Genomic DNA, 19945 nt, shown 5'->3' on the forward strand with positions numbered 1-19945 from the left:
CCCACCCAGAGTTATCCACCGTCTCCGTTTCTAAAAATTTAAATTGTATAAGTATCAGAATTATCCTATGGCAGGGCTATCGCCGTCTCCGGAAGCGCCGGGATCGGCTCCCGGCAGCCCCGAACCGCCGACGGTTCCGGCGCCGAAGCCGCCGGACGACCCCGACGCGTGGTACGCGCCGACCGTCCGCGACCAGTACGAGCTCCACCCCGACGTGATCGCCACCATCCGCGAGGCCGGCGAGGGCTTCGACTACCGCGTGCGAGAGCCGAGCCTCTCGCCGGCCGGCGCCGACGCCCTCTCCCGGGTCGAGGAGCACTTCTCGGACGCGAACCTCCGGCGGCCGGTGACCCGGGAGGGCGCGACCGAGCGGATGGACGCGGGCCTCGACCCGAAGTACCGCCGGATCGTCGACCGGCTCACAGATCTGCCGCCCGAGGCCCGCCGGCGGGTCGAGTACCGAGCGCTCCGAGACCTGCGGTGTCTGGGCGAGCTCACTCCGCTCGCGCTCGATTCCGGCATCGAGGTCGCCGACACCGCCGGCGACCGCCTCGTGGTCCACACCGACGACTACGCGCCCGCCGACACCGCCCTGCCCGCCGACGCCGACTTCCTGAGCCGGTTCGCCAGCGAGCGCGTCGAGACCCACGCGGTGGGGTTCCGGAACTTCCGGGTGCCGGTCGTGATCTACCGCGAACACCTGCTGGCGAACGACGCCTTCACCACGAAGTACGCGGTCCAAGAGCCCGATCTCCTGCCCGGCGACGAGGAACTGATACGCGAGTGCAAAGACCGCATCTGGGAGACCAACGTCGACGGCGTGGTCGAAGACCGGGCGGCGTTCGTGCGCGAGCGCGCCCGGACCTTCCTCTCGCGGCGGCTCACCGCCCGCAACACCCGAGCGTGGCTCGACGCCGCGGCCTACCGCACGCGGGCCGCCCTCGCGGAGTACGATCTGGCGGTGCCGCCGGTGAACCACCGCTTTTCGACCGATCGGCTCTCGGACCTCGTCTACTACGTGATGCGGGACTTCGTTGGCCACGGCAAGCTCACGATCCCGATCCGGGACGACCTGCTCGAAGACATCGAGGCCAACCGCGTGGGCGAACGCATCAAGGTCGTCCCGCGGGGCCGCGAGATCGGCCACGGCGAGCGCATCCCGACCAACCTCTCGTTCGACGACGAGTCGGCGTTCGTCAACGTCGTCACCCAGATGGCCGCCGCCGACGGCACCGAGCTCAACGCCTCGAACCCGAGCGCGAAGGTGAACCTCCAGCCGGAGGGCGTCCCCGACGGGACGACCATCCGGTGTGCGGTCGCGCTCGGAGTCATCAGCGAGGACGGCCCACACATCTCGATCCGCAAGCAGGCGCCCGAGGCGATGACGCCCGTCGACCTGCTCGAATCCGAGAGCCTCTCGACGGAGATCGTGACCCTGCTGTGGCAGGCCTACGAGCACCACGGCGTCGTCCTCTTCTCGGGGCCGACCGGGGCCGGCAAGACGACGCTGATGAACGCCCACATGCCGTTCGTGCCCTACCGCGACCGCCCGATCTCGATCGACGAGGGCTCCCGGGAAGTCCGGCTCCCCCACGAGACGAGCGTCTCGCTCACCACGCGCGACCACGAGAGCGACTACAAGCGCGTGACGATGGCGGATCTGATGACCGAGTGCAACTACCTGAATCCGGACGTGGAGGTGATCGCGGAGATCAACACGCCAGCGAGCTTCCGGACGTTCGCCGAGAGCCTCAACACCGGCCACGGCATCATCGGCACAACCCACGCCGAGGACGTCGAGAAGCTCGTCAATCGGGTGGTCGAGCAGGGCCTGCCGCCCTACCTCCTCCGGGAGCTCGATCTGGTCGTGTTCCCTCGGCGCGTCGACGGCGAGCGATACGTCGGCGAGGTCGTCGAACTCCTCTCTGAGTCGGCGTTCGAGGCACTTGACGCCGACCGGTCGCGGTGCGGCGCGGTCCACAAGGACGACGCCACCGTCTACTGGAACACGGTCGCGTACCGGGACACCGACGGGCGATACCGGTTCGCGTACGACCACCCCCAGCTCGGCGACGACGAGCGCGACCGGCGCCACCGGTTTTTCCACCGTCTCGCGGCCCGCGGCGACCGCACCGTCGAGGACGTCGAGGCGGAGTTTCACCGGAAACACCGGTACGTCCAGTACCTCCAGCGGGAGGGAATGGACGACTTCGAGGCGCTGTTCGGGTTCCTCTCGGACCTCCAGACCAACGAGGCCGCGACCGTCGAGCGCGCCAACCGGGGGGCGCCGTGAGCGTCGCCGAGACGAGCGCCGTCGACGACCGCGGGTCGCGGTCGCTCTCGGTCCTCGATCGGGCGCTCTACGCGTTGTTCTCCCGGCACGCCGATTCGGCCCGCCACGACGCCGACCGCAAGCGCTACCGGGCGACCGGCGTGACCGCGAGCTTCGACGTCTACCTCGCGCGGACGTACGGCCTCTCGTGGCTCGCGTTCGGGCTGGCCGGGGTGTGGGCGTTCGGGGCGGTCGTGGCTCTGCCCGACGCGAGCGTCGGGGCGGTCGCGTCGTTCGTCCGGCGGGGCGTACCCGGCCTCGACGCCGTCTCCGGCCCGTCGGTCTCGGGGACGACTACGGCGCTCCTCGTCGGCGCCGCCGCGGGGCTGGCGGCCAAGCGCGCGGTCGTCGCGCTCGGGGGACGCTACCTCAAGTGGGCCGCCGACGCCCGCCGGTCGAACATCGACCGGACGCTCCCCGGCGCGGTCCGGTATCTCCACGCGCTGTCGTCGGGAAGCGACGACGGCGCGGCGATGCTCCGGAAAGTCGCCGACCGCGAGGCCGCGTACGGCGAGACCGCGGTCGCGTTCCGGAAGGCGCTGAACAAAGCGGCCCTGAGCGGGAGCCTCGGGGAGGGGCTAGGCGTCGTCGCCCGGGACACCCCCTCGCGGGACGCGCTGGCGCCGTTCCTCGTGAAGTTCCGCGAGCACGCCGAACAGGGCCCCGACGCGTTGGCCCAGTACCTCCAGATGGAGAGCCGCATGCTGAGCCACCGCCAGTCGAAGACTCGCGAGCAGGCGGGCGACTTCCTCGAACTCGTCGCGGAGATGTTCATCGTCCTGCTGGTGATGCCCGCACTGTTGGTCATCGTCCTGACCGTGATGAGCGTGCTCGCGCCGGGGCTGAGCGAACCCGTTGCGACCCCGTTCGGGACGACCTCGACCCGCGCGGTGCTGGTGTACGGGAGCGGCGCGTTCATCCTCGTCGTCGGGGGCGGCGCGGCCGCGATGGTCGCGCGGCTCCGGCCCCCGGACCAGTCGGGCCGGAGCTACGACCGACCCGCGGGCGCGCTTGCGACCGCCGCGAGCGCGCTCCGGAACCCGGCCAGCGCGGTCGTCGCGGCCGCGCCGTTCGCGGCCGGCGTCGTCGCGATCCTCCACGCCACCGGGGCCAAGCCGGTCGACGTGGCACTGTTGGGCTACGTCGCGTTCGCGGTGCCGGTCGGGCTCGTCGCGCTCCGCCGAGCCGGCCTCGACGACGCGAAAGACCGCGAGATCAAGGACTTCGTCCACGCGGTCTCGGGCCACGTCAGCCTCGGCCGGCCGTTCTCGGCGGCGGTCGAACGGGTCGCCAGCGACGTCGATCTGGGTGCGCTCGACCCCGACGTCGCCGATCTGGCGTTCAACGCGAACCTGACGACCCGCGAGCAGAACCTCCAGTCGGCGTCGCTCGCGCGGTTCGTCGACCGGGTCGGGACGCCGCTGGCCGACCAGAGCATCGGCCTCGTGACGGGCGCGCTCGACGCCGGCGGCGACGCCGAGGCCGTCTTCGAGACCCTGCAGGTCGAGATCGGACGGCTCTACCACGAGCGCAAGGCGCTTCGCGCGAACATGCTCGTCTACGTCGCGGTCGGGTGGACCACCGGCATGCTGGTCGTGCTGATCATGGTCGCGGTCGACGTCTACGTGCTCGACAGTTTCGCTCAGTTGTCGTCGCTCTCGACCACCGACGCAGGGATGGCGCTCGATCCCGACGCGGTCGAGCCCGCCCGCGACAGACACCGGTTCTACGTCGTCACGCAGGCCACGATGCTCGCCTGCGGGTGGTTCGCGGGCTACGCGAGCAGGGGTCCGTACGAGGCGCTGTTGCACTCGGGCGCGCTGGTCGGGGTCGCGTACTTCGTGTTCGCGGGGGTGGGAATGGTATGAGTCGGCGCCCGAACTCGCGCGTCCGCGCCCAGTCGAGCGTCGTCGGCGTCGCGGTCCTGCTCGGAGTGGTCGTCGTCTCGCTCGGGACGCTGACCGCGAGCGTCGGCACGGTCGTCGAGGAGAACGCCGCCACCGCCGACGCGACCCGGGTGGCGACCGACCTCGACGCCGCGCTCGCGCCCGTCGAGGCGACCGGCGTCCGCCGCGGGCGGGTGTCGTTCACCGAGGGGCGACTGGAGACCGTCGACCGGAACCTCCGGGTGTTGAACGAGTCGGGGGTCGTTCGCACCGTCGGCGTCGACGCGCTCGTGTTCACCGCGGGCGACCGGCGGGTCGCCGCCCTCGCCGGCGCCGTCGTCCGCGGGACCGGCGCGAACGCCCGCCTCCGGACGCCGCCGCCCGTGACGGCGTCCCGCGGAGACAGGGGCCCCGAAGGTGTGCTCGTCGTCGGCGCGCCGGCGCTGAACGGCTCGGGGTCGATCGCGGCGACCGGCGGCGGATCGGCGCTCCTCCGCACCGACGTGAGCCACGCGCGGACCGACCTCGGAACCGGCTCCTACCGAGTGGCGATCGAGACCGCGACGCCGGCGGCGTGGACCCGCCACTTCCGCGAGCGGAACGCGACGGTGACCACGCGGCGGTTCGCGGGCGACGACGAGCCGAGCGTGGTCGCCCGATTCCCCGGCGAGCGCGTCGCGTACCTCGTGGTCCACGACATGCGACTGGAGGTCCGCGGTGCGTAACCCGCGACCCGACCGCCGGGACAGGGGCGTCTCGCCGGTCGTCGGGAAGGCCCTCGAAGCGAGCATCGTCGTCCTCTACGTCTCGTTGCTCGGGGCGACGCTGTACGGCGGGCTGGTGCCCGAGTACCGGACCGCCGCGGGCGCGGAGGTCGGCGATCGGGTCCTCTCCCAGTCGACCCAGCGCGTCCAGCAGGCGGTTCCCCCGACGGCGCGGGCCGTCGAGACACGGGTGCGGGTGGCACTGCCCGCGACGATCCGCGGGCGGGGGTACTCGATCCGGGCCCAGAACCGGACGCTCGTCCTCGACCACCCGCGCGACGGGGTCGGCGGCCGGGCGCGGCTCGCGCTCCCGGCGGCCGTCGAGTCGGTGACCGGCAACTGGTCGAGCGGCGAGCCGGCGGTCGTCGCGGTCCGGGGCGACGCCGACGGACTGACCGTCGCGCTCGAATCGGGGGCGGCCGAATGAGTCGCGCCCAGATGAACCTCCCGGCGCTGGCGGTGGCCCTGCTCGTCGTGACGACGGTCTCGATCCTCGGATTCGGGATGGCCGACCGGGCGTTCGTCGCCGCCGACCGCGACCCGGGCGAGCGGCGGGTCGCGGTCGCGCTCTCCGAGCGGTTGGTCGGCGCCGAGACGCGGGTGACCGCCCGTGCCAACGTCCTCGACGCCGACGAACTCGGCGCGCTGAACGGGAGTCGGCTCCGGACGCTGTTCCCGGTCGCCGACGGTCGGGACGTTCGGCTCCGGATCGGCGACCGAACCGTGGCGATCGCGGGCGACCCCGCCGGCGGGACGACGATCCAGCGTGTAGTGCTGGTCGAGGAGCGCGAAGCGGCGACGCTCCACCCCGACCTCTCGGCGGCCGAACCGACGGTGACCCTCCCGCGGCGCTCGCCGAACGCCACCATCGAGCTCTCGCCGCCGGCAGGGACGACCGTCGAGACCGTCCGGGCGAACGACCGGGTCGTCCTCCGGAACGGGTCGGGGCTTGCGGGGCGGTTCGACGTTCGGCTGTCGGCGTTCGAGACCACGACCCTCTCGTTCGAGACCGACGGTCCGCTGCCGACCGAGAGTCTCGAAGTGACCTACGCGCCGGCCGAGACGCGCAAAGAACTCCTGGCGGTGACCGTCGATGGGTGACCGAGGGCGACGCGGACAGCTCTCGCTGTCGGTCGTCGAGGCCGGGGTCGGCGCGATCCTGATCCTCGCGGTCGCGATGGGGTTCGCACTCGGCGGTCCGCCGCCCGACGATCGGCGCGCGCAACTCGACGCGTACGCCGCCGACGCCGCGACCGTCCTCGCGGGAGAACCGCCCCGCCATCGGGGCGCGACCAGACTCGCGGAGGTAGTCCGGACGCGGGCGGCGTTCGACCGCGAGCGCGCCGCCCTCGAACGCCGGGTCGCCCGAATTCTCCCCGACAACCTCCTCTTCCGGGTGACTACCCCATACGGATCGGTCGGCTTCCGCAAGCCAGCCGGGATCGCGGTCGGGTCGGCGACCGTGACGACCGGCGGCGGCGACGTGAGAATCAGGGTGTGGTACGCGTGAGCCGACCGGTAGCGCCGGGCGAGCGCGCCCAACTCGTCCTCGTCTCGGCGGCGGTGGTCGCCGTCGCGCTCGCGCCGGTGGTGATGGCGTACGTCCAGTTGGGCTACCACGCCGACGTGACCGCGAGCGAGGGGTACGACGCGCCCGCCGAGAACGCCGACCGGCTCCTGACCCGGGCGGTCCACGACGCCGCGGCCGGAACGACCGGCGCGGCGTGGGACGAGCGCGACGACGCGGTGGCCACGATGCGGTCGTCGGTGGCGCCCCGACTCGACGCGCTCCGGTCCTCGCGGGTCGAGTCGGGGACCGTCTATCAGGTCGCGTACAACGAGTCGGCGGCCGACGCGTGGCGCCGCGCGAACTGCCCCGGCGGACCCGACCGGCAGTTCGGCGACTGCGAGGCGATCGACGGCGTCGTCGTTCAGGAGCGGGCGGGCGAGACCCACGTCCTCGCCGCGGCGTTCGACGTGCGGATAACGACCGACGGCGCGGAGTGGTCGCTGACGACCGTCGTCCAGAGCGTCGGCTGACCTCGAGAGCCGCTCACGGTGGCGCGACGAACCGCAGACCGGGGAGCGATGCGAGAGACGCTCACAGGTCGCTCCGGTCGAACCGGAGGATTCCGACGACGAGCGGGAGACAGAGCCACGCGACGAGCACGAGAACGCCGAACCACGCTGTCGCGTAGAACGCTTCGGTGGGCGCCGGTCCGCCCGACACGAGTCCCCGGACCGCCGTCTGGAAGGCGTTCGTGGGGTTCAGCTGGCCGAACACCGCGACCCATTCGGGGATCGGGCCGCGGGGCGGCGAGAAGCCGTTGAGCACGTACCGGACGATACCCGGGAGCTGGCTCCACAGCCCTAAAAACAGCAGGTAGGTCCCGAACCCGAGCACGGCGGCCCGATTGGTAGTGCGGACGGCCGCCGAGATGCCGACCGCGAGCCCGACGATCGAGACCGCGAGCAGGACGCCGAGCGCCCAGACGACCGCGAGCGATCCGAGTTCCGGGACCCCCGTCCGGAGAGCGGCGACGAGCGCCGCCGCGAGGAAGCCGGCGGTCACGAGCCCCGCCATCACGATCGCTCGCCCGACGGCGGTCCCGACGACCACCTCGCGGCGCGTATGCGGGTACGACAGCACGACCCGGAGCCCGCCGTTCTGGCGGCTTTGAGCCACCGACTGGTAGCCGACCACCAGCGAGACCAGCGGCACGAAGAACGCGACGATGCCGACCAGCGCCGCGGCGAGTGGCTGGCCGCCCGGCGCGACGACGTAGCCCGCCAGCCCGAAGAGGACGACGAACACCGCGAGGTACACCCACAGCGACCGCGACCGGTAGGGGTCGAGCGCGTTTCGCTCGGCGACGACCGTCCAGCTCATTCGCGCCCTCCGGTGTAGGCGGCGAACAGGTCGTCGAGCGACGCGTCGCTGGTCTCGATGTCGAGGACGGTCGCGCCGTCGGCCCGGAGCGCATCGAGGGCGTCCATCTTCCGTCGGTCGGGACACGACAGCGACACGGTCGCGCCGTCGGCGGCGACGTTCGAGACGCCGTCGAGGTCGCCGACGGCGTCGAGCGCGCCGTCGGGCGAGCGGTCGAGAGTCACGGTCATGGTCGCCTCCGAGCCGACGGCGTCCTGGAGCCCGTCGATGGTGTCGACCGCGACCAGTTCGCCGTCGGCGAGGATGCCGACGCGGTCACAGACCGCCTCGACCTGCCCGAGGATGTGACTCGAGAAGAAGACGGTCGCGCCCCGGTCGGCTTCGGTCCGGACGATCTCGCGCATCCGGCGCGCGCCGTTGGGGTCGAGGCCGGTCGAGGGCTCGTCGAGGATCAGCAGGTCGGGGTCGCCGACCAGCGCCATCGCCAGCAGGAGCCGCTGGGCCATCCCCTTCGAGAAGCCGCCGACCCGGCGGTCGAGCACGCCGTCGAGGCCGACTCGATCGAGCAGCGCCGCGGGGTCGTCGTCGGCGCCCTTCGAGTCGACGGCGAATTCGAGGTGGTGGCGCGCGGTCAGGTGGCCGTCGAGGTGGTAGCCGTCTGGGAGGACGCCGATGCGGCGCCTGATCCGTTTGGTCTCCGTTTGGGCGTCGAGACCGAAGACGCTGGCGTTGCCGGCCGTCGGACGGAGGAAGTCGAGCAGGACGTCGATGGTGGTGGACTTGCCCGCGCCGTTCGGCCCGAGGAAGCCGAACACTTCCCCGGACTCGACGGCGAGGTCGAGCCCGCGGAGGGCGACCACGTCGCCGAACCGCTTGCGGAGGGAGTCCAATTCGATGGCGGTCATGCGTCGTGACCTACAGAGGGCGCCCGGATAGATCTTGTCATCGTGCTGTCGTTCTCGCCCGGCGAGCCGCGGGAGACGGCCATTAACGCGGGGGAAGACTATTGTCCCGACCGTCCCACGTCCCGATAATGCCCTCCCGACGCCAATTCCTCGCGACGTGTAGCGCCGCCGCCGTCAGCGGCCTCGCCGGCTGTACCGGACTCCTCGACGATCCGCCCGAGGGAACCGTCTGGAGCGCATCGGTCGGCGGCGCGAGCCCCCTCTCGCCGCCGGTGCTCACGGGGAGCGTCGTCGCGGCCGCCGGTCCGGACGGGGACCTGGAGGACGGTCGCGTCGACGCCTTCGACGCCGCGTCGGGCGAGCGGCGCTGGTCGAAGGAGGTGGGCCGCGTCACCGGCGTCGAGGCCGCCGGGGGCGTCGTCTACGTCGGCGTCAAGGCCGGCGGCGACACCGCCCGCGTCCTCGCGTTCGACGCGAGATCGGGCGAGCGGCGCTGGAACGGATCGGTTCGGAATCTCGCGTCCGCGATGGCCGCCGCCGACGGGGCGCTCTACGCCGCGAACGGCGGGCTCGCGGCGATCGACCCCGCAGACGGGAGCGTGCGCTGGCAGTTCGACGACCGGGACGGCGCGACCTTCACGATCGTGGTCGCGCCGGGCGAGCAGCTCGCGGCCGACGGACGGCGGGTCGTCTACGGCGGGAACGGCGGCATCGTCGCGCTCGCGCCGGCCGACGGGAGCGTCGAGTGGCGCGCCGACACCGACTTCTCGACGAACGCCGGCCCGGCTCTCGGCGACGGGACGGCGTACGTCGGCGGGGACAACGGCGACGGGCTCGCCGCACTCGACGCGACGAGCGGCGACGTCCGGTGGACGCACACCTTCGGTCAGAGCGCCGGCGTGGCCGGGATCCGTCCGACCGATCGGTCGATGCTGGTCGCGACCGGGACCGCCGGCGTCGGCGGATCGTTCGGGACGCTGTACGAGCTCGACCCCGAAACCGGGGTCGAGCGCCGCGAGACGCGGTTCGACGCGCCGGTCCGCGGGACCGCGACCGGCGGCGACTGGTTCGTCGTCCGGACGGCCGAGGACACCGTCGCCTGTTTCGACGCCGAGACGTTCACCGAAGCGTGGCGGACCGAGCTGTCGGCGAGCGCCCTGCTGGCGACCGACGGCGAGCGAGCGTACGCCCAGACCACCGACGGGACGCTGTGGGCGCTCGCGCCCTGATCACTCCAGCGTCTCGTCGAACCCCCACTGCTCGGCGCGCTCGCGAGCCTCCTCGCGTGCGCGCTCGCGGATCGCGTCGATCTTCTCCTCGTCGTCGAGAAACGCCTCGACCGCGTCCATCGACCCCGCGTCGGCGGTTTCGTCGCGACGGCTCGTGGGGGCGGCCGCCCGCGTCCGGTCGGCGAGGGCGGCGTCGCCCGCCAGCAGGTCCGCCGGCGCGTCGGCCGCCACTCGGCGGTCGGCCTCGCGGTGGTACGCTTCGAGCGCCCCCGCCGAGACAGACCGGAGTTCGACCCTGTAGGGTCCGGGCACCGCGAGGTCCGCGAGTGCGTCGGCGCCGCGCCGACCCGTCCCGGTGTGGCCCGCCGCGACCGGCACGCCGTCTTCGAAGGTGAGTCGGCCCTCGCCCGTCCCGTCGAGCAGGAGCGCGTCCTGGGGTTCGAGGACGGCATAGCCCGTGAGCCCGCGGTCGAGGGCGGTCGCGAGCGCGTCCCCGGGGTCGCCGACGACTCGCGACAGCACGAGGGTACCCGACGGGAGGCTCATGGCGAGTCCGGCGCGACCGCGCTCCGGAAGCGGTCGGCCACCGCGTCCGATTCGCCGGCCCGCACGTCGAGCGTCCCCGCCGCCGCCTGATACGCTCGGGCGGCGTCGCTGTCGGGGGCGTGAGCGAGCAGGGGAGCGCCCGCCCGCCGGGCCGCCCGGGCGGCGTCGCTGTCGGGGACCGTCGCCAGCGTCGGCCCGTCGAAGTACCGCTCTGCCTTCTCGGCGACGTCCGAGGCGGCCTCGGGGTCTCGGACCTTGTTGAACACGACGCCCGCGGTGTCGGTGCCGTAGGAGGCGGCGTACTCCTGGACCTTGAGGCCGTCGCTGAGCGCCGGGATCGTCGGCTCGACCACCACCGCGACCCGATCGGCCAGCACGACCGGGAGGACCGCGCTCTTCGAGCCGAGCGCCGCCGGCGAGTCCAGCAGGATCACGTCGGCGTCGGCCGCCAATTCCGCGACCACGGCTCGGAGCCGGTCGGGGTCGGCCGCCTCGAAGGCCTCGAGGCTGGTCCCGCAGGGCACGACTCGCATGCCGAACCGCTCGTAGACGGCGTCCTCGACCGATCTGGCCGACCCCGCGATCAGCAGGTCGTGGAGGGTCGCGTCGGCGTCGGTCAGGCCGGTGTGAAAGAGGAGGTTCGCCATCCCGGTGTCGGCGTCCACCACGGTCACGTCGTACTCCTCGGCCAACGCCATCCCGAGCGCGACCGTCGTGGTGGTCTTGCCGGTGCCGCCCTTCCCGCTCGCCACCGCGAACGCCTCGACCATTGGGCCGTGATTGCGCTCGACGCGGTAAAAATCTAACCTTCGAGGCGAGAAATTATAATCCGGGCACGTCGGGGTGGCCCTCGTCGAGCGAGAGCGCGACGTTCTTGGTCTGGAGGTACGAGTCGAGCGCTTCGAGTCCCTTCTCGCGGCCGATTCCGCTCCGCTTGTAGCCTCCGAACGGGGTCGCCGTCCGGTCGCCGAACCACTCGTTGACGTAGACGGTTCCGGCGTCGATGCGGCCCGCGACGGCGTGAGCGCGTTTCACGTCGCGGGTGAAGACACCGCCCGCGAGGCCGAACTCGACGTCGTTCGCGACGGCGATCGCCTCGTCGACGTCCGAAAACGGAACGACGGTGAGTACGGGACCGAAGATCTCCTCGCGGGCGATCCGCATCTCGGGGGAAACGTCGGTGAACACCGTCGGTTCGACGAAGTGGCCGTCGCGGTCGAGCGACCCACCGCCGGCCGCGACCGTCGCGCCCTCTTCGCGTCCCACCCGGATGTACTGCTCGACCTTCTCGCGGTGTGCGGCGTGGTTGAGCGGACCCATGTCTGGGTCGTCGAGTCCGGCGTCGAGTTCGTACGCGTTCGCGACGGCGACGATGCGATCGACGAACTCCTCGTAAACGTCTTCGTGGACCAGGGCCCGATCTGCGGCCGAGCAGACCTGTCCGGCGTTAGTGAAGATTCCGGTCGCGATCCACGAGACCGCCTCGTCGAGATCGGCGTCGGGGAAGACGACGGCCGGGTTCTTCCCTCCGAGTTCGAGCGTGACCGGCGTTATCGTCTCTGCGGCCGCTTCCATCACGCGCTGACCGGTGGGGACGCTCCCGGTGAACGTGATCGCGTCGACGTCCTCGTGGCCGGTCAGGGCTGCGCCCGGCTCGGCGCCGCCGGTGACGACGTTGACGACCCCGTCGGGGAGACCCGCGTCCTGACAGAGTTCGGCAAGCCGGAGGGCCGAAAGCGGCGTCGTGGGCGATGGCTTCACGACCGTCGCGTTACCGGCGGCGAGCGCGGGCGCGACGCCGCGCGCGAAGATGTTCGCGGGGAAGTTCCACGGGATGATCTGAGCGCTCACGCCGTACGGTTCCCGGACGGTGTAATCGAGACGATCGGACTCGACCGGGACGGTCGTCCCCTCTAATTTGTCGGCCGCGCCGGCGTAGTATTCGAAGTAGCGAGCCGCGCCCTCGATGTCGCGACGGGCCTGCGACAGCGGCTTGCCCTGGTCGCGACTCTCGAGTTCGGCGAGGTCGTGGGCGCAGTCCCTGATCTCGGCGGCGACCGCACGGAGGAGACGCCCGCGCTCCGACGGCGAGACGTCTCGCCAATCGGGAAACGCCGACTCCGCCGCCTCGACTGCACGGTCGACGTCGGGAGCGTTCGCCTCCGGGACGCTGGCTATCGCTTCGCCGGTCGCCGGGTCTTCGGTCGTTAGCCATTCGCCATCGGTCGCTGGAACGCGCTGGCCGTCGATGAAGAGGCGCTCGCGCTCGGTATCTGTCGTCGGCATGGGTGCTGTCACCGGTGTTCGTCCGGCTCGTCAGAACCCTCTCGGCGAGCGCGTATAAAACTAGCCGGTGTCGGAAACTACAATAGATTACTATATCGCCGGAAAGTCCGTATTACGAAACCGTATTTAGTTACTTCGCACGGGATCGACCGAGCTCACCGCGACGGCGCGCCTCCGCGGTCCGTCACCCGCAGTCGATTTCGTATCGCCGGTTACGGTGTAAACACCGACGCCCGCCGATCGGTCACGACCCCGTAGTCTGCGTCCGCGACCGACTCGGGGAGCGCTGAGTCGCCGTCGCCGTCGGCGTACCGCGAGTCGAGGCTCGCCGAGACCGCTTCCCGGACGCAGGCCCGGGCGCACGCGCCGACCTCGGTCGCGCTCCCGGAGAACGCCGCCGGCTCGCCAGCCGGGTCGCAGGCCGCGATCGCGGCGTCGCTGGTCGTGCCCGGAAAGCCCGTGGCGGCGAGCAGGGTCGCGGTCTTGGCCTCGACCGCGACCGCGAGCAGGTTCGCGAGCGCGCCGTCGGCCAGCGATCGGTCGGCGCCGACGACGACGTTGACCGTCCCCGCGTGGCGGGGCGAGTCGCTCGGCCGCTCGACGCCGTCGGGGTCGGGGTCGGGGTCGGGGTCGATCGGGAGCGCCGCCGGGTTCGAGAGGCCCGCGGTCGCGACCGCCGCGACCGGCCCACACCGCGCCCCCCGGGCGTGGCGGAGGTCGACGCCGGTGAGCAGGGCCGGCCCCGCCCCGTCGAAGCCCACCCGGTCGCGGCGCTCGGCCAGATAGGCGTCGAGGTCGGTCCGGTCGAACCCCTCGGGCACCGAGACGTTGTACGCGGCGTCGGCCCGGCAGTGCCCGCCCGCCCACCCCGAGGAGAGCCAGCGAGCGCCCTCGCGGCGGAGTCGCAGGACGCCGTCCCGAACCGCCGTCTCAAACACTCGCGAGCACCTCCAGCAGGCGGTCGTTCTCGGCGGGCGCGCGGACCGCTACCCGGACGTGCGAGTTCAGTCCCCGGAAGGTGGTGGCGTCCCGGATCGCGACGCCCCGGTCGCGGGCGGCCGCGACGAGGTCGGCGGGATCACGGGCGCCGGTATCGAGCAACAGGAACGGGGCCTCGGAGGGGTGGACGTCGAAGCGCTCGCCGAGCGCGTCCGCCAGCCGGGCGCGCTCGCTCGCGACCCGGTCGCGGGTCGCGGCGACGAACTGGGACTGGTCCAGACAGTAGGCGCCGACCCGGGCGGCGGGCGTGCCGAGGTTCCACGCCCGCCGGGCCGTCCCGAGCGCCTCGCGGGGGTCGCCGGTCGCGACCGCGAACCCCGCCCGGAGCCCGGGGAGCCCGAACAGTTTGGTGAGCGAGCGCGCGACGATGACGCCCTCGGTGCCCGCCAGCGAGGGTCGATCGGTGAACCCCAAGAACGCCTCGTCGACGACCAGACGCGTGTCGCGGTCGCGACAGCGAGCCGCGAACGCCTCGATCGCGTCGGGGTCGTACGCGTCGCCGGTCGGGTTGTTGGGGTTGCAGACGACCGCGAGCGCGTAGTCGTCGGGGTCGGCGTCGAGCACCTCGTCGTGGGGGACGAACTCGGGCGTCGCGCCCTGCAGGCGGACCTCGCGGGCGTACTCCCCGAAGCTCGGGGACGGGACCAGCGCGTCGTCGCCCGGACCCAGCGTGGTCGCGAACGCGAGCCGGAGCGCCGCGAGGCCGCCGGGCGTCGGGACGACCGATTCGGAGTCACAGCCGACGAAGGCGGCGGCGGCGTCTCGGAAGGCCGGATAGCCGTCGTTCGGGTAGGATCGGGCCGCGTCGAGCGCCCCGTCGTAGACCGCATCGACTCCGTCGGGCGTCCGGGGGTTGGTGTTCGCCGAGAAGTCGAGCAGGTCGGGGTCGTCGCTCCCGCCGTGGGGAACGCGGTCGACCCCCCGGACGCTATCGGGGTCCATCCGCACCCCCGAGCAGGGTTTCGGCGAGGTCGGCGTCCGATCGTCTGTTCACGTTGAGCGCGAATCGCGCGTCGTAGGTCTCGTAGATGGTCTCCTCGGAAGCGTCGGCGACGACGTTGATCCCGGCGGGCGCGAGCGCCCGCCCGTCGCGCTCGAAGGTGGTGTCGGCGCTCGCGCCCAGTCGGCGCTTGAGTACCGCCGGCACGCAGACCGTCACCGACCGCCCGTCGAAGGCGTCCCGGACCCGGTCGACGGCCGCCCCGTCGAGCACCGGCAGGTCGGCGGCGACGGTCAGCGCAGGCGTCCCGACCCGGTCGAGTGCGGTCCGGAGGTCGGCGACGTACCCCTCGCCGGGCGTCTCGACGACCGCGAGGTCCTCGCGGGCCGAGACGTGCGCGCGGGTCTCCGGGGCGTGGGGCGAGACGACGGCGTGGGCGCGTTCGAGCCCGCTCGCCGCGAGCGCGTCGGCGACCCGGTCGACCATCGGCGCGCCGGCGACCTCGAACAGGGGCTTTTCGGCGTCGGCGTCGAGGCGGGTGCCCCGCCCGCCACACATCACGAGAGCGTCCACGCGATCACCCCCAAGTGGAGGCCGGCGAGCCGGCCGAGCTCGTTGGCGGCGCCGAACGCGTCGCCGCTGATCCCGCCGAGAGTCGCGTCGAACCACCGCCGGACGCCGAACGCGGCCCCGAGCGCGCCGAGGACGGCCGCGATCGCTGGCGCGCCCAACAGCGCGACGGGGGCGGCGACGACCGCGGGCCCGGCGAGTCGGGCGGGCGGGTGGCGGGCGAACGCCGAGCCCAGCCCCTCGTGGGCGGGCCGGCCGAGACACGCCAGCGACGCCATCCCGAGTTTGGCGCCGACCTCCGCGGCGACGACGACCCCGAACGCCCCGGCCGGCGGTCGACGCGCGAGCGCCAGCCCCGCCAGCGCGACCCCGACGAGGACGACCCCGAGCGCCAACAGCGCGCCGACCCCGACCTCGGTGTCTTTCAGCACCGCCCGGCGTTTCTCGGGGCCGCCGTGGACGACCGCGGCGTCCCCGAGGTCGGCGACCCCGTCGGCGTGGTTGATCCCGGTGATCGCGTAGAGCGCGAGCAGGTAGCCGAACGCGGCAGTCGGCGCGGGGACCCCGACGAGGAGGGGTCCCGCCGCGACCGCGCCGACGATCCAGCCGACCGCGGGGAAAGCGGCGGGCGTCGCGCGGAACGCGTCCCACGCCCGCTCGTCGTGGCCGACCGGCGCGCGCGTGAGAAAGCCGAGCGCGCCACGGAGCGCGGTCAGGTGACGCTCCGCGAGCGACCCCTCGTTCAGGGCCACGCGACCACCCCCGCGAGCAGGAACGAGAGCAGTCCCGCGACCCCGACGATCCGGACGCCGCCCCGAGCGTCCGCGAGCGTCGGGAGCGGGGCTCCGGGGTTGAGCGCGTAGGCGCCGGGCTTTTCGAGCCGGACGTCCAGAAGCGCCGCCAGCGTCGCCATCGGCCACCCCGAGTTCGGCGAGGCGGGGACGCCGGCCCACTCGCGGGCCGCCCGGAGCGCCGCGAGCGGTCGCGGTCGAGCGGCGTCGGCGTCCCGGACCGCGAGCGCCCCGAGAGCGAGCAGGCCGGCGCTGGCTCGGGCCGGGACCCACATGACGAGGTCGTCGAGGCGGGCGCCGGCCCCGCCGTGGGGCTTGTGCGGGTAGCCCACCATCGAGTCGACGGTGTTGACCGCCTTCACCCACGCGGCCGCGCCGGCCGCCAGCGCCACGGAGGCGGGCGCGAGGAGGGCAAACGCCAGCAGGGGCGCGACCAGTCCGTCGGTGAGGTTCTCGGCCGCGCTCTCGACGGCGGCGCTCCGGACCTCGCCGGCCGAGAGGTGGGTCGCGTCCCGGCCGGCCAGCCACCGGAGGCGCTCGCGGGCGGTCGGGAGGTCGGTCTCGGTCGCCGCCGCGACCTCGGCGGCCTTCGCGACGAGTCGCCGGAGGCTCGTGGTCGAAAAGAGCGCGACCCCCGCGACGAGGACGCCCGCCAGCGGGAACACTCGGCGGGCGAGCGCGACCGCGAGCGCGACGACGCCGGCCGCCAACAGGGGGAGCGCGACCGCCGCGACCGCGCCGGCGAGCCGCGGGCGGACCCACTCGCGGTCGAAGGAGGCGACCAGCGAGCCGAACCACGCGACCGGGTGGAACCGCGTCGGCGGTTCGGCGAGTGCGGCGTCGAGGACGATCGCGACCGCGACCGCGCCGGCGGCCGCCGCGGTCATCGCCGACCCTCCAGCCACGCCGGGAACTCGGTCAGGCCGACGTCGTCGAGCAGGACCGCCTCGCCTCCCGCGTCCGCGACGCCCGCGTCGGTCCGAGGGTCGTCGCCGACGTGGACGAGCGCCTCGACGCCGACCCCGAGCCGGTCGGCGCAGGTCTCGAACGCCCGCGGGTCGGGCTTGCGCCACCCGCAGGCGACGCTGGTGACCACCGCGTCGAAGGCCTCGCGGTCGAGCGCCGACCGGATCAGGGTCCGGCGGGCGAGTTCGGGCACCGCGCAGTTCGAGAGCACGCCGACCGGCCCCCGATCGCTCGCGGCCGCGACCGCGGCGACGGCGCCCTCGCGCGTCTCGACGTCGGGATCGAACGCCGCGACGACCGCCCGGCGCGGGGCGTTTCCGGGCGCGTCGACGCCGCGGCTGGCGAGGGCCCCACTGACGTGGGCCGGCAGCGGCACCTCCGCGCCGGCCGGCGCGTCGACGTGTCGCTCACGATAGGCCGCGTCCCAGTCGTCGGGGACCCGGACCCCCCGCTCGCGGAGTTCGGTCGCGACCGCCGCCGCGGGATCGGTCGGCCGGTCGGCCTCGACCAGCGTCCCGAACAGATCGAACGAAACTGCCACTACTCCGGGATTAGTCCAAGCCGACTTGAATCGCTCGGAGTCGACCCTACTCGACCGGGATGACGTTCGATTCGAGGTCTCGCGGGAAGTAGGTCAGCCACTCGACGCCGTCCTCGGTGACCGCGATGGTGTCCGAGTGGCGATAGCCGTACTCGTCGGTGTAGATTCCGGGCTCGATGGTGTAGACGTGTCCGGGCTCCATCTCGGCGTCGGCCGGGTCGCGCTCCTCGCGTCGCTCGCAGTGGTCGGACCATCCGCGGTCGATGTACGGCGGCTCGTGGGCGCCGAGCCCGATGTTGTGGCCGACGTGGTGCTGTGCGAGATCGGTCACGCCCTGTTCGTCGAAGTACGACCACACCTGCTCGTCGACGTGCGACAGCGGGACGCCCGGGCCGAGCGCCTCGATGGCGATCGTCTGGGCCTCCAGCATCAGCTCGAAGTAGTGGGCCTGCTCGTCGGAGGGTTCGCCGAGGAACATCGTGCGTTCGAGCTCCGAGTGGTAGCCGTCGACGTTCGCGCTCGCGCCGGTCACGAGCACGTCGCCTTCCCGGAGCCGGCGGTTCGCGGTGTGGCCGTGGGGCAGGGCGGTCTGCTCGCCGGTGATGTAGCCCGCCATCGCGGGACCGTCTCCTCGCGTGCGCGGGACGTACTCGTCGCCCAGCGCGTCGAGCATCGCCCGCGAGGCCTCCATCGACGCTCGCTGGCTCACCGTCGCGGGGTGCTCGCCGACCTCGGTGTAGTCGGCGAGATAGCGGTGAGCGAGGTTGCCCCACCGCGCGGACTCGCGGATGAGGTCTACTTCGACGTCGGACTTGGCCCACCGCATCCGGTCGACCCAGCTCTGGGACTCGACGTCGACGTACTCCGAGAGCGCCGGCCCCTCGTAGCCCATCGCGCCCGGGGCGCCGTCGGCGTCGGCCGCGACCGACGACGCGTCGAGACCCGCGAGCATCTCGGCGGCCACCTCGATCGGTTCGCCGCCGGGGTAGTCGAAGTAGTTGTGGACCGCGTCGATGAACGGGTTGGTCTCGACCCGCTCGACTTCGAGCCGGGGGACCGTGACCTCGGCTCGGTCGTCGGTCACCGCGAGGACCACGGGCCGTTCGGTCTGGATGTGGTCGAACCCGGTCAGATACTCGATGCTGGTCGCGCCGAACCAGACGCCGGCGTCGGCGCCGGCGTCGGCGATTCGCTTTCGGACGGCGTCGAGGCGGTCCGCGAACTCGGACTCGGGAACGCGTGTCGGCATAGGCCGAACCACGCAACCCCCGCGGTTAAATATTGACGTGGAGGCAACCCCGCGGGACCCGGTCACGAGAGTCGCAGGCCCGCCCGGAGCGCCACCGCGTAGGCGGCGATCCCGATCCGGAAGAACAGGCCGAACACGACGACGAACAGGACCGACAGACCGACCGCAGTCGCGGCGACGTCGAGCGCTGACGGGGCGGCGCGGGCGGCTTCGATCGCGACGATCGCCAGCGACAGCAGGGCCGCGACCCCGCCCGCGACGTACGCACCGACCGAGAGCCCGACGCCGACCCGGGCCTCAACGAGGTCGGCCGTCGTGCCGAGGTCGCGTGCGACACCGCCGTAGAACCCCACCAGCGCCACGACCACCGCCGCGTCCGCGAGTTGCGCCGACATCACGACCGGACGTTCGACCCGCCGGAGATAAAACGTCCGGAAGACGTGCGTCTGACGAATAACTTATGCCGGAACGACGCGAAACGAGACCGATGGCAGACGCTCGCGGCCCGGCGGTCGGCGCGGAGGCGCCGGAGTTCACTGCACCACTCTCTACCTCTGAGGGAACGACCCGATCGGTGTCGCTGTCGTCGCTGTGCGAGGACCGCGCGGTCCTGTTGGTGTTCCAGCCCACCGACTTCGGACTCGAACCGTTCGCCGAAGAGTCGGCGGTCGGCGAGTACGGCTGGTTCACCGTCGACGATCGGGTCCGGGTCGTCGGCGTCAACCGGGCGCGACCCCGGACCAACCGGAAGTTCGCCGCGCACCTCGACGTCCCGTACCCGTTTTGCTCGGATCGGAACCTCTCGATCGCGAGGGCGTACGGCGTGACCTACCGGGCGTTCGGGGTTGCCCCGCGGGCGCGCCCGGCCTGCTTTTTCGTGGATTCGGACGGCGTGGTCCGCCACCGGTGGGTTGCCGATCGGGCCCGACGGAGTCACGCCCGGGCCCAGATCCGGGACCTCTACGAGTCGGTCCTCGAGGTGCTCGGCCGCCCGACCACCGAGACCTTCGGACTCGCGTGATCGCGGGACCCACACCTATTTGTATCGGGA

Annotated in this window: 22 protein-coding genes; 9 read left to right on the top strand and 13 right to left on the bottom strand. The window is 72.6% G+C overall.

The window, feature by feature from the left end; all coding sequences use genetic code 11:
* Positions 1-67: 67 nt before the first annotated feature.
* Genes EPY72_RS04900 through EPY72_RS04930 form a run of 7 tightly spaced genes read left to right on the top strand, consistent with a single transcriptional unit; the run spans position 68 to position 7022 of the window.
* Complete coding sequence (locus EPY72_RS04900; RefSeq protein ID WP_135805741.1) at positions 68-2293, top strand: type II/IV secretion system ATPase subunit; 2226 nt, start codon at positions 68-70, stop codon at positions 2291-2293.
* Positions 2290-4200 (top strand): type II secretion system F family protein, encoded by a 1911-nt coding sequence (locus tag EPY72_RS04905; RefSeq protein ID WP_135805742.1) that lies wholly within the window; start codon positions 2290-2292, stop codon positions 4198-4200. The genes EPY72_RS04900 and EPY72_RS04905 overlap by 4 nt, the downstream gene beginning before the upstream one ends.
* Complete coding sequence (locus EPY72_RS04910) at positions 4197-4943, top strand: DUF7289 family protein (protein ID WP_135805743.1); 747 nt, start codon at positions 4197-4199, stop codon at positions 4941-4943. The genes EPY72_RS04905 and EPY72_RS04910 overlap by 4 nt, the downstream gene beginning before the upstream one ends.
* The gene (locus EPY72_RS04915; RefSeq protein ID WP_135805744.1) at positions 4936-5409 is read left to right on the top strand and encodes a DUF7266 family protein; all 474 of its coding nucleotides are present in this window, start codon (positions 4936-4938) and stop codon (positions 5407-5409) included. Before EPY72_RS04910 ends, EPY72_RS04915 begins: the two co-directional genes overlap by 8 nt.
* A complete protein-coding gene (locus tag EPY72_RS04920; RefSeq protein WP_135805745.1) occupies positions 5406-6083 on the top strand; it encodes a DUF7263 family protein in 678 nt (225 codons plus the stop codon). Before EPY72_RS04915 ends, EPY72_RS04920 begins: the two co-directional genes overlap by 4 nt.
* Entirely contained in the window at positions 6076-6492 is a 417-nt protein-coding gene (locus EPY72_RS04925; RefSeq protein WP_135805746.1) for a DUF7262 family protein, read from the top strand. The genes EPY72_RS04920 and EPY72_RS04925 overlap by 8 nt, the downstream gene beginning before the upstream one ends.
* A complete protein-coding gene (locus EPY72_RS04930) occupies positions 6489-7022 on the top strand; it encodes a DUF7261 family protein (RefSeq protein WP_134669415.1) in 534 nt (177 codons plus the stop codon). Before EPY72_RS04925 ends, EPY72_RS04930 begins: the two co-directional genes overlap by 4 nt.
* Positions 7023-7083: 61 nt before the next feature.
* Here the strand turns inward: EPY72_RS04930 and EPY72_RS04935 are convergent, their stop codons facing one another.
* Complete coding sequence (locus EPY72_RS04935) at positions 7084-7872, bottom strand: ABC transporter permease subunit (protein ID WP_135805747.1); 789 nt, start codon at positions 7870-7872, stop codon at positions 7084-7086.
* Complete coding sequence (locus tag EPY72_RS04940) at positions 7869-8777, bottom strand: ABC transporter ATP-binding protein (RefSeq protein WP_134669419.1); 909 nt, start codon at positions 8775-8777, stop codon at positions 7869-7871. Before EPY72_RS04940 ends, EPY72_RS04935 begins: the two co-directional genes overlap by 4 nt.
* A gap of 128 nt (positions 8778-8905) precedes the next feature.
* On the opposite strand from EPY72_RS04940, the gene EPY72_RS04945 reads away from it, so the two are divergent.
* The gene (locus EPY72_RS04945; protein ID WP_135805748.1) at positions 8906-10006 is read left to right on the top strand and encodes an outer membrane protein assembly factor BamB family protein; all 1101 of its coding nucleotides are present in this window, start codon (positions 8906-8908) and stop codon (positions 10004-10006) included.
* On the opposite strand, the gene EPY72_RS04950 is transcribed toward EPY72_RS04945, so the two are convergent.
* The 11 genes from EPY72_RS04950 to EPY72_RS05000 form a co-directional block, all read right to left on the bottom strand.
* Positions 10007-10552, bottom strand: coding sequence for a DUF8054 family protein (locus EPY72_RS04950; RefSeq protein ID WP_134669422.1), 546 nt, complete (start codon positions 10550-10552; stop codon positions 10007-10009). It lies immediately after the preceding gene.
* Positions 10549-11322: a nucleotide-binding protein gene (locus tag EPY72_RS04955; protein ID WP_135805749.1), complete on the bottom strand. Its 774-nt coding sequence runs from the start codon at positions 11320-11322 to the stop codon at positions 10549-10551. Before EPY72_RS04955 ends, EPY72_RS04950 begins: the two co-directional genes overlap by 4 nt.
* Before the next feature lie 52 nt (positions 11323-11374).
* A complete protein-coding gene (locus EPY72_RS04960) occupies positions 11375-12838 on the bottom strand; it encodes an aldehyde dehydrogenase family protein (protein ID WP_135805750.1) in 1464 nt (487 codons plus the stop codon).
* Between the two features lie 212 nt (positions 12839-13050).
* A complete protein-coding gene (locus EPY72_RS04965) occupies positions 13051-13776 on the bottom strand; it encodes an adenosylcobinamide amidohydrolase (RefSeq protein WP_135805751.1) in 726 nt (241 codons plus the stop codon).
* Positions 13769-14779 carry a threonine-phosphate decarboxylase CobD gene (gene cobD / locus EPY72_RS04970; protein ID WP_135805752.1) on the bottom strand — a complete coding sequence of 337 codons (1011 nt, stop codon included), beginning with the start codon at positions 14777-14779 and terminating at the stop codon, positions 13769-13771. The genes EPY72_RS04965 and cobD overlap by 8 nt, the downstream gene beginning before the upstream one ends.
* A complete protein-coding gene (locus EPY72_RS04975; RefSeq protein WP_210423500.1) occupies positions 14766-15335 on the bottom strand; it encodes an NTP transferase domain-containing protein in 570 nt (189 codons plus the stop codon). The genes cobD and EPY72_RS04975 overlap by 14 nt, the downstream gene beginning before the upstream one ends.
* Positions 15335-16099: an adenosylcobinamide-GDP ribazoletransferase gene (gene cobS / locus EPY72_RS04980; protein WP_244605526.1), complete on the bottom strand. Its 765-nt coding sequence runs from the start codon at positions 16097-16099 to the stop codon at positions 15335-15337. The genes EPY72_RS04975 and cobS overlap by 1 nt, the downstream gene beginning before the upstream one ends.
* Positions 16090-17025, bottom strand: coding sequence for an adenosylcobinamide-phosphate synthase CbiB (gene cbiB / locus EPY72_RS04985; RefSeq protein WP_134669690.1), 936 nt, complete (start codon positions 17023-17025; stop codon positions 16090-16092). The genes cobS and cbiB overlap by 10 nt, the downstream gene beginning before the upstream one ends.
* Entirely contained in the window at positions 17022-17645 is a 624-nt protein-coding gene (locus EPY72_RS04990) for an HAD family hydrolase (protein ID WP_135805754.1), read from the bottom strand. Before EPY72_RS04990 ends, cbiB begins: the two co-directional genes overlap by 4 nt.
* A 46-nt stretch (positions 17646-17691) precedes the next feature.
* The gene (locus tag EPY72_RS04995; protein ID WP_134669434.1) at positions 17692-18894 is read right to left on the bottom strand and encodes a M24 family metallopeptidase; all 1203 of its coding nucleotides are present in this window, start codon (positions 18892-18894) and stop codon (positions 17692-17694) included.
* Between the two features lie 62 nt (positions 18895-18956).
* Entirely contained in the window at positions 18957-19289 is a 333-nt protein-coding gene (locus EPY72_RS05000) for a hypothetical protein (protein ID WP_135805755.1), read from the bottom strand.
* 92 nt (positions 19290-19381) lie between these two features.
* Here EPY72_RS05000 and EPY72_RS05005 point away from each other — a divergent pair, with 92 nt between their 5' ends.
* Positions 19382-19915, top strand: coding sequence for a redoxin domain-containing protein (locus EPY72_RS05005; RefSeq protein ID WP_168215998.1), 534 nt, complete (start codon positions 19382-19384; stop codon positions 19913-19915).
* Positions 19916-19945: the final 30 nt, after the last annotated feature.

This window comes from Halorussus marinus, assembly GCF_004765795.1.
Taxonomy (GTDB): domain Archaea; phylum Halobacteriota; class Halobacteria; order Halobacteriales; family Haladaptataceae; genus Halorussus; species Halorussus marinus.

Bases quoted from the DNA above. Each gene is read 5' to 3' on its own strand.
- EPY72_RS04950 (WP_134669422.1), bottom strand. From the start codon at position 10,552: ATGAGCCTCCCGTCGGGTACCCTCGTGCTGTCGCGAGTCGTCGGCGAC.
- EPY72_RS05000 (WP_135805755.1), bottom strand. From the start codon at position 19,289: ATGTCGGCGCAACTCGCGGACGCGGCGGTGGTCGTGGCGCTGGTGGGG.
- EPY72_RS05005 (WP_168215998.1), top strand. From the start codon at position 19,382: ATGGCAGACGCTCGCGGCCCGGCGGTCGGCGCGGAGGCGCCGGAGTTC.
- cbiB (WP_134669690.1), bottom strand. From the start codon at position 17,025: ATGACCGCGGCGGCCGCCGGCGCGGTCGCGGTCGCGATCGTCCTCGAC.
- EPY72_RS04920 (WP_135805745.1), top strand. From the start codon at position 5,406: ATGAGTCGCGCCCAGATGAACCTCCCGGCGCTGGCGGTGGCCCTGCTC.
- EPY72_RS04945 (WP_135805748.1), top strand. From the start codon at position 8,906: ATGCCCTCCCGACGCCAATTCCTCGCGACGTGTAGCGCCGCCGCCGTC.
- EPY72_RS04975 (WP_210423500.1), bottom strand. From the start codon at position 15,335: ATGTGTGGCGGGCGGGGCACCCGCCTCGACGCCGACGCCGAAAAGCCC.
- EPY72_RS04960 (WP_135805750.1), bottom strand. From the start codon at position 12,838: ATGCCGACGACAGATACCGAGCGCGAGCGCCTCTTCATCGACGGCCAG.
- EPY72_RS04935 (WP_135805747.1), bottom strand. From the start codon at position 7,872: ATGAGCTGGACGGTCGTCGCCGAGCGAAACGCGCTCGACCCCTACCGG.
- EPY72_RS04910 (WP_135805743.1), top strand. From the start codon at position 4,197: ATGAGTCGGCGCCCGAACTCGCGCGTCCGCGCCCAGTCGAGCGTCGTC.
- EPY72_RS04900 (WP_135805741.1), top strand. From the start codon at position 68: ATGGCAGGGCTATCGCCGTCTCCGGAAGCGCCGGGATCGGCTCCCGGC.
- EPY72_RS04955 (WP_135805749.1), bottom strand. From the start codon at position 11,322: ATGGTCGAGGCGTTCGCGGTGGCGAGCGGGAAGGGCGGCACCGGCAAG.
- EPY72_RS04925 (WP_135805746.1), top strand. From the start codon at position 6,076: ATGGGTGACCGAGGGCGACGCGGACAGCTCTCGCTGTCGGTCGTCGAG.
- EPY72_RS04995 (WP_134669434.1), bottom strand. From the start codon at position 18,894: ATGCCGACACGCGTTCCCGAGTCCGAGTTCGCGGACCGCCTCGACGCC.
- EPY72_RS04940 (WP_134669419.1), bottom strand. From the start codon at position 8,777: ATGACCGCCATCGAATTGGACTCCCTCCGCAAGCGGTTCGGCGACGTG.
- cobD (WP_135805752.1), bottom strand. From the start codon at position 14,779: ATGGACCCCGATAGCGTCCGGGGGGTCGACCGCGTTCCCCACGGCGGG.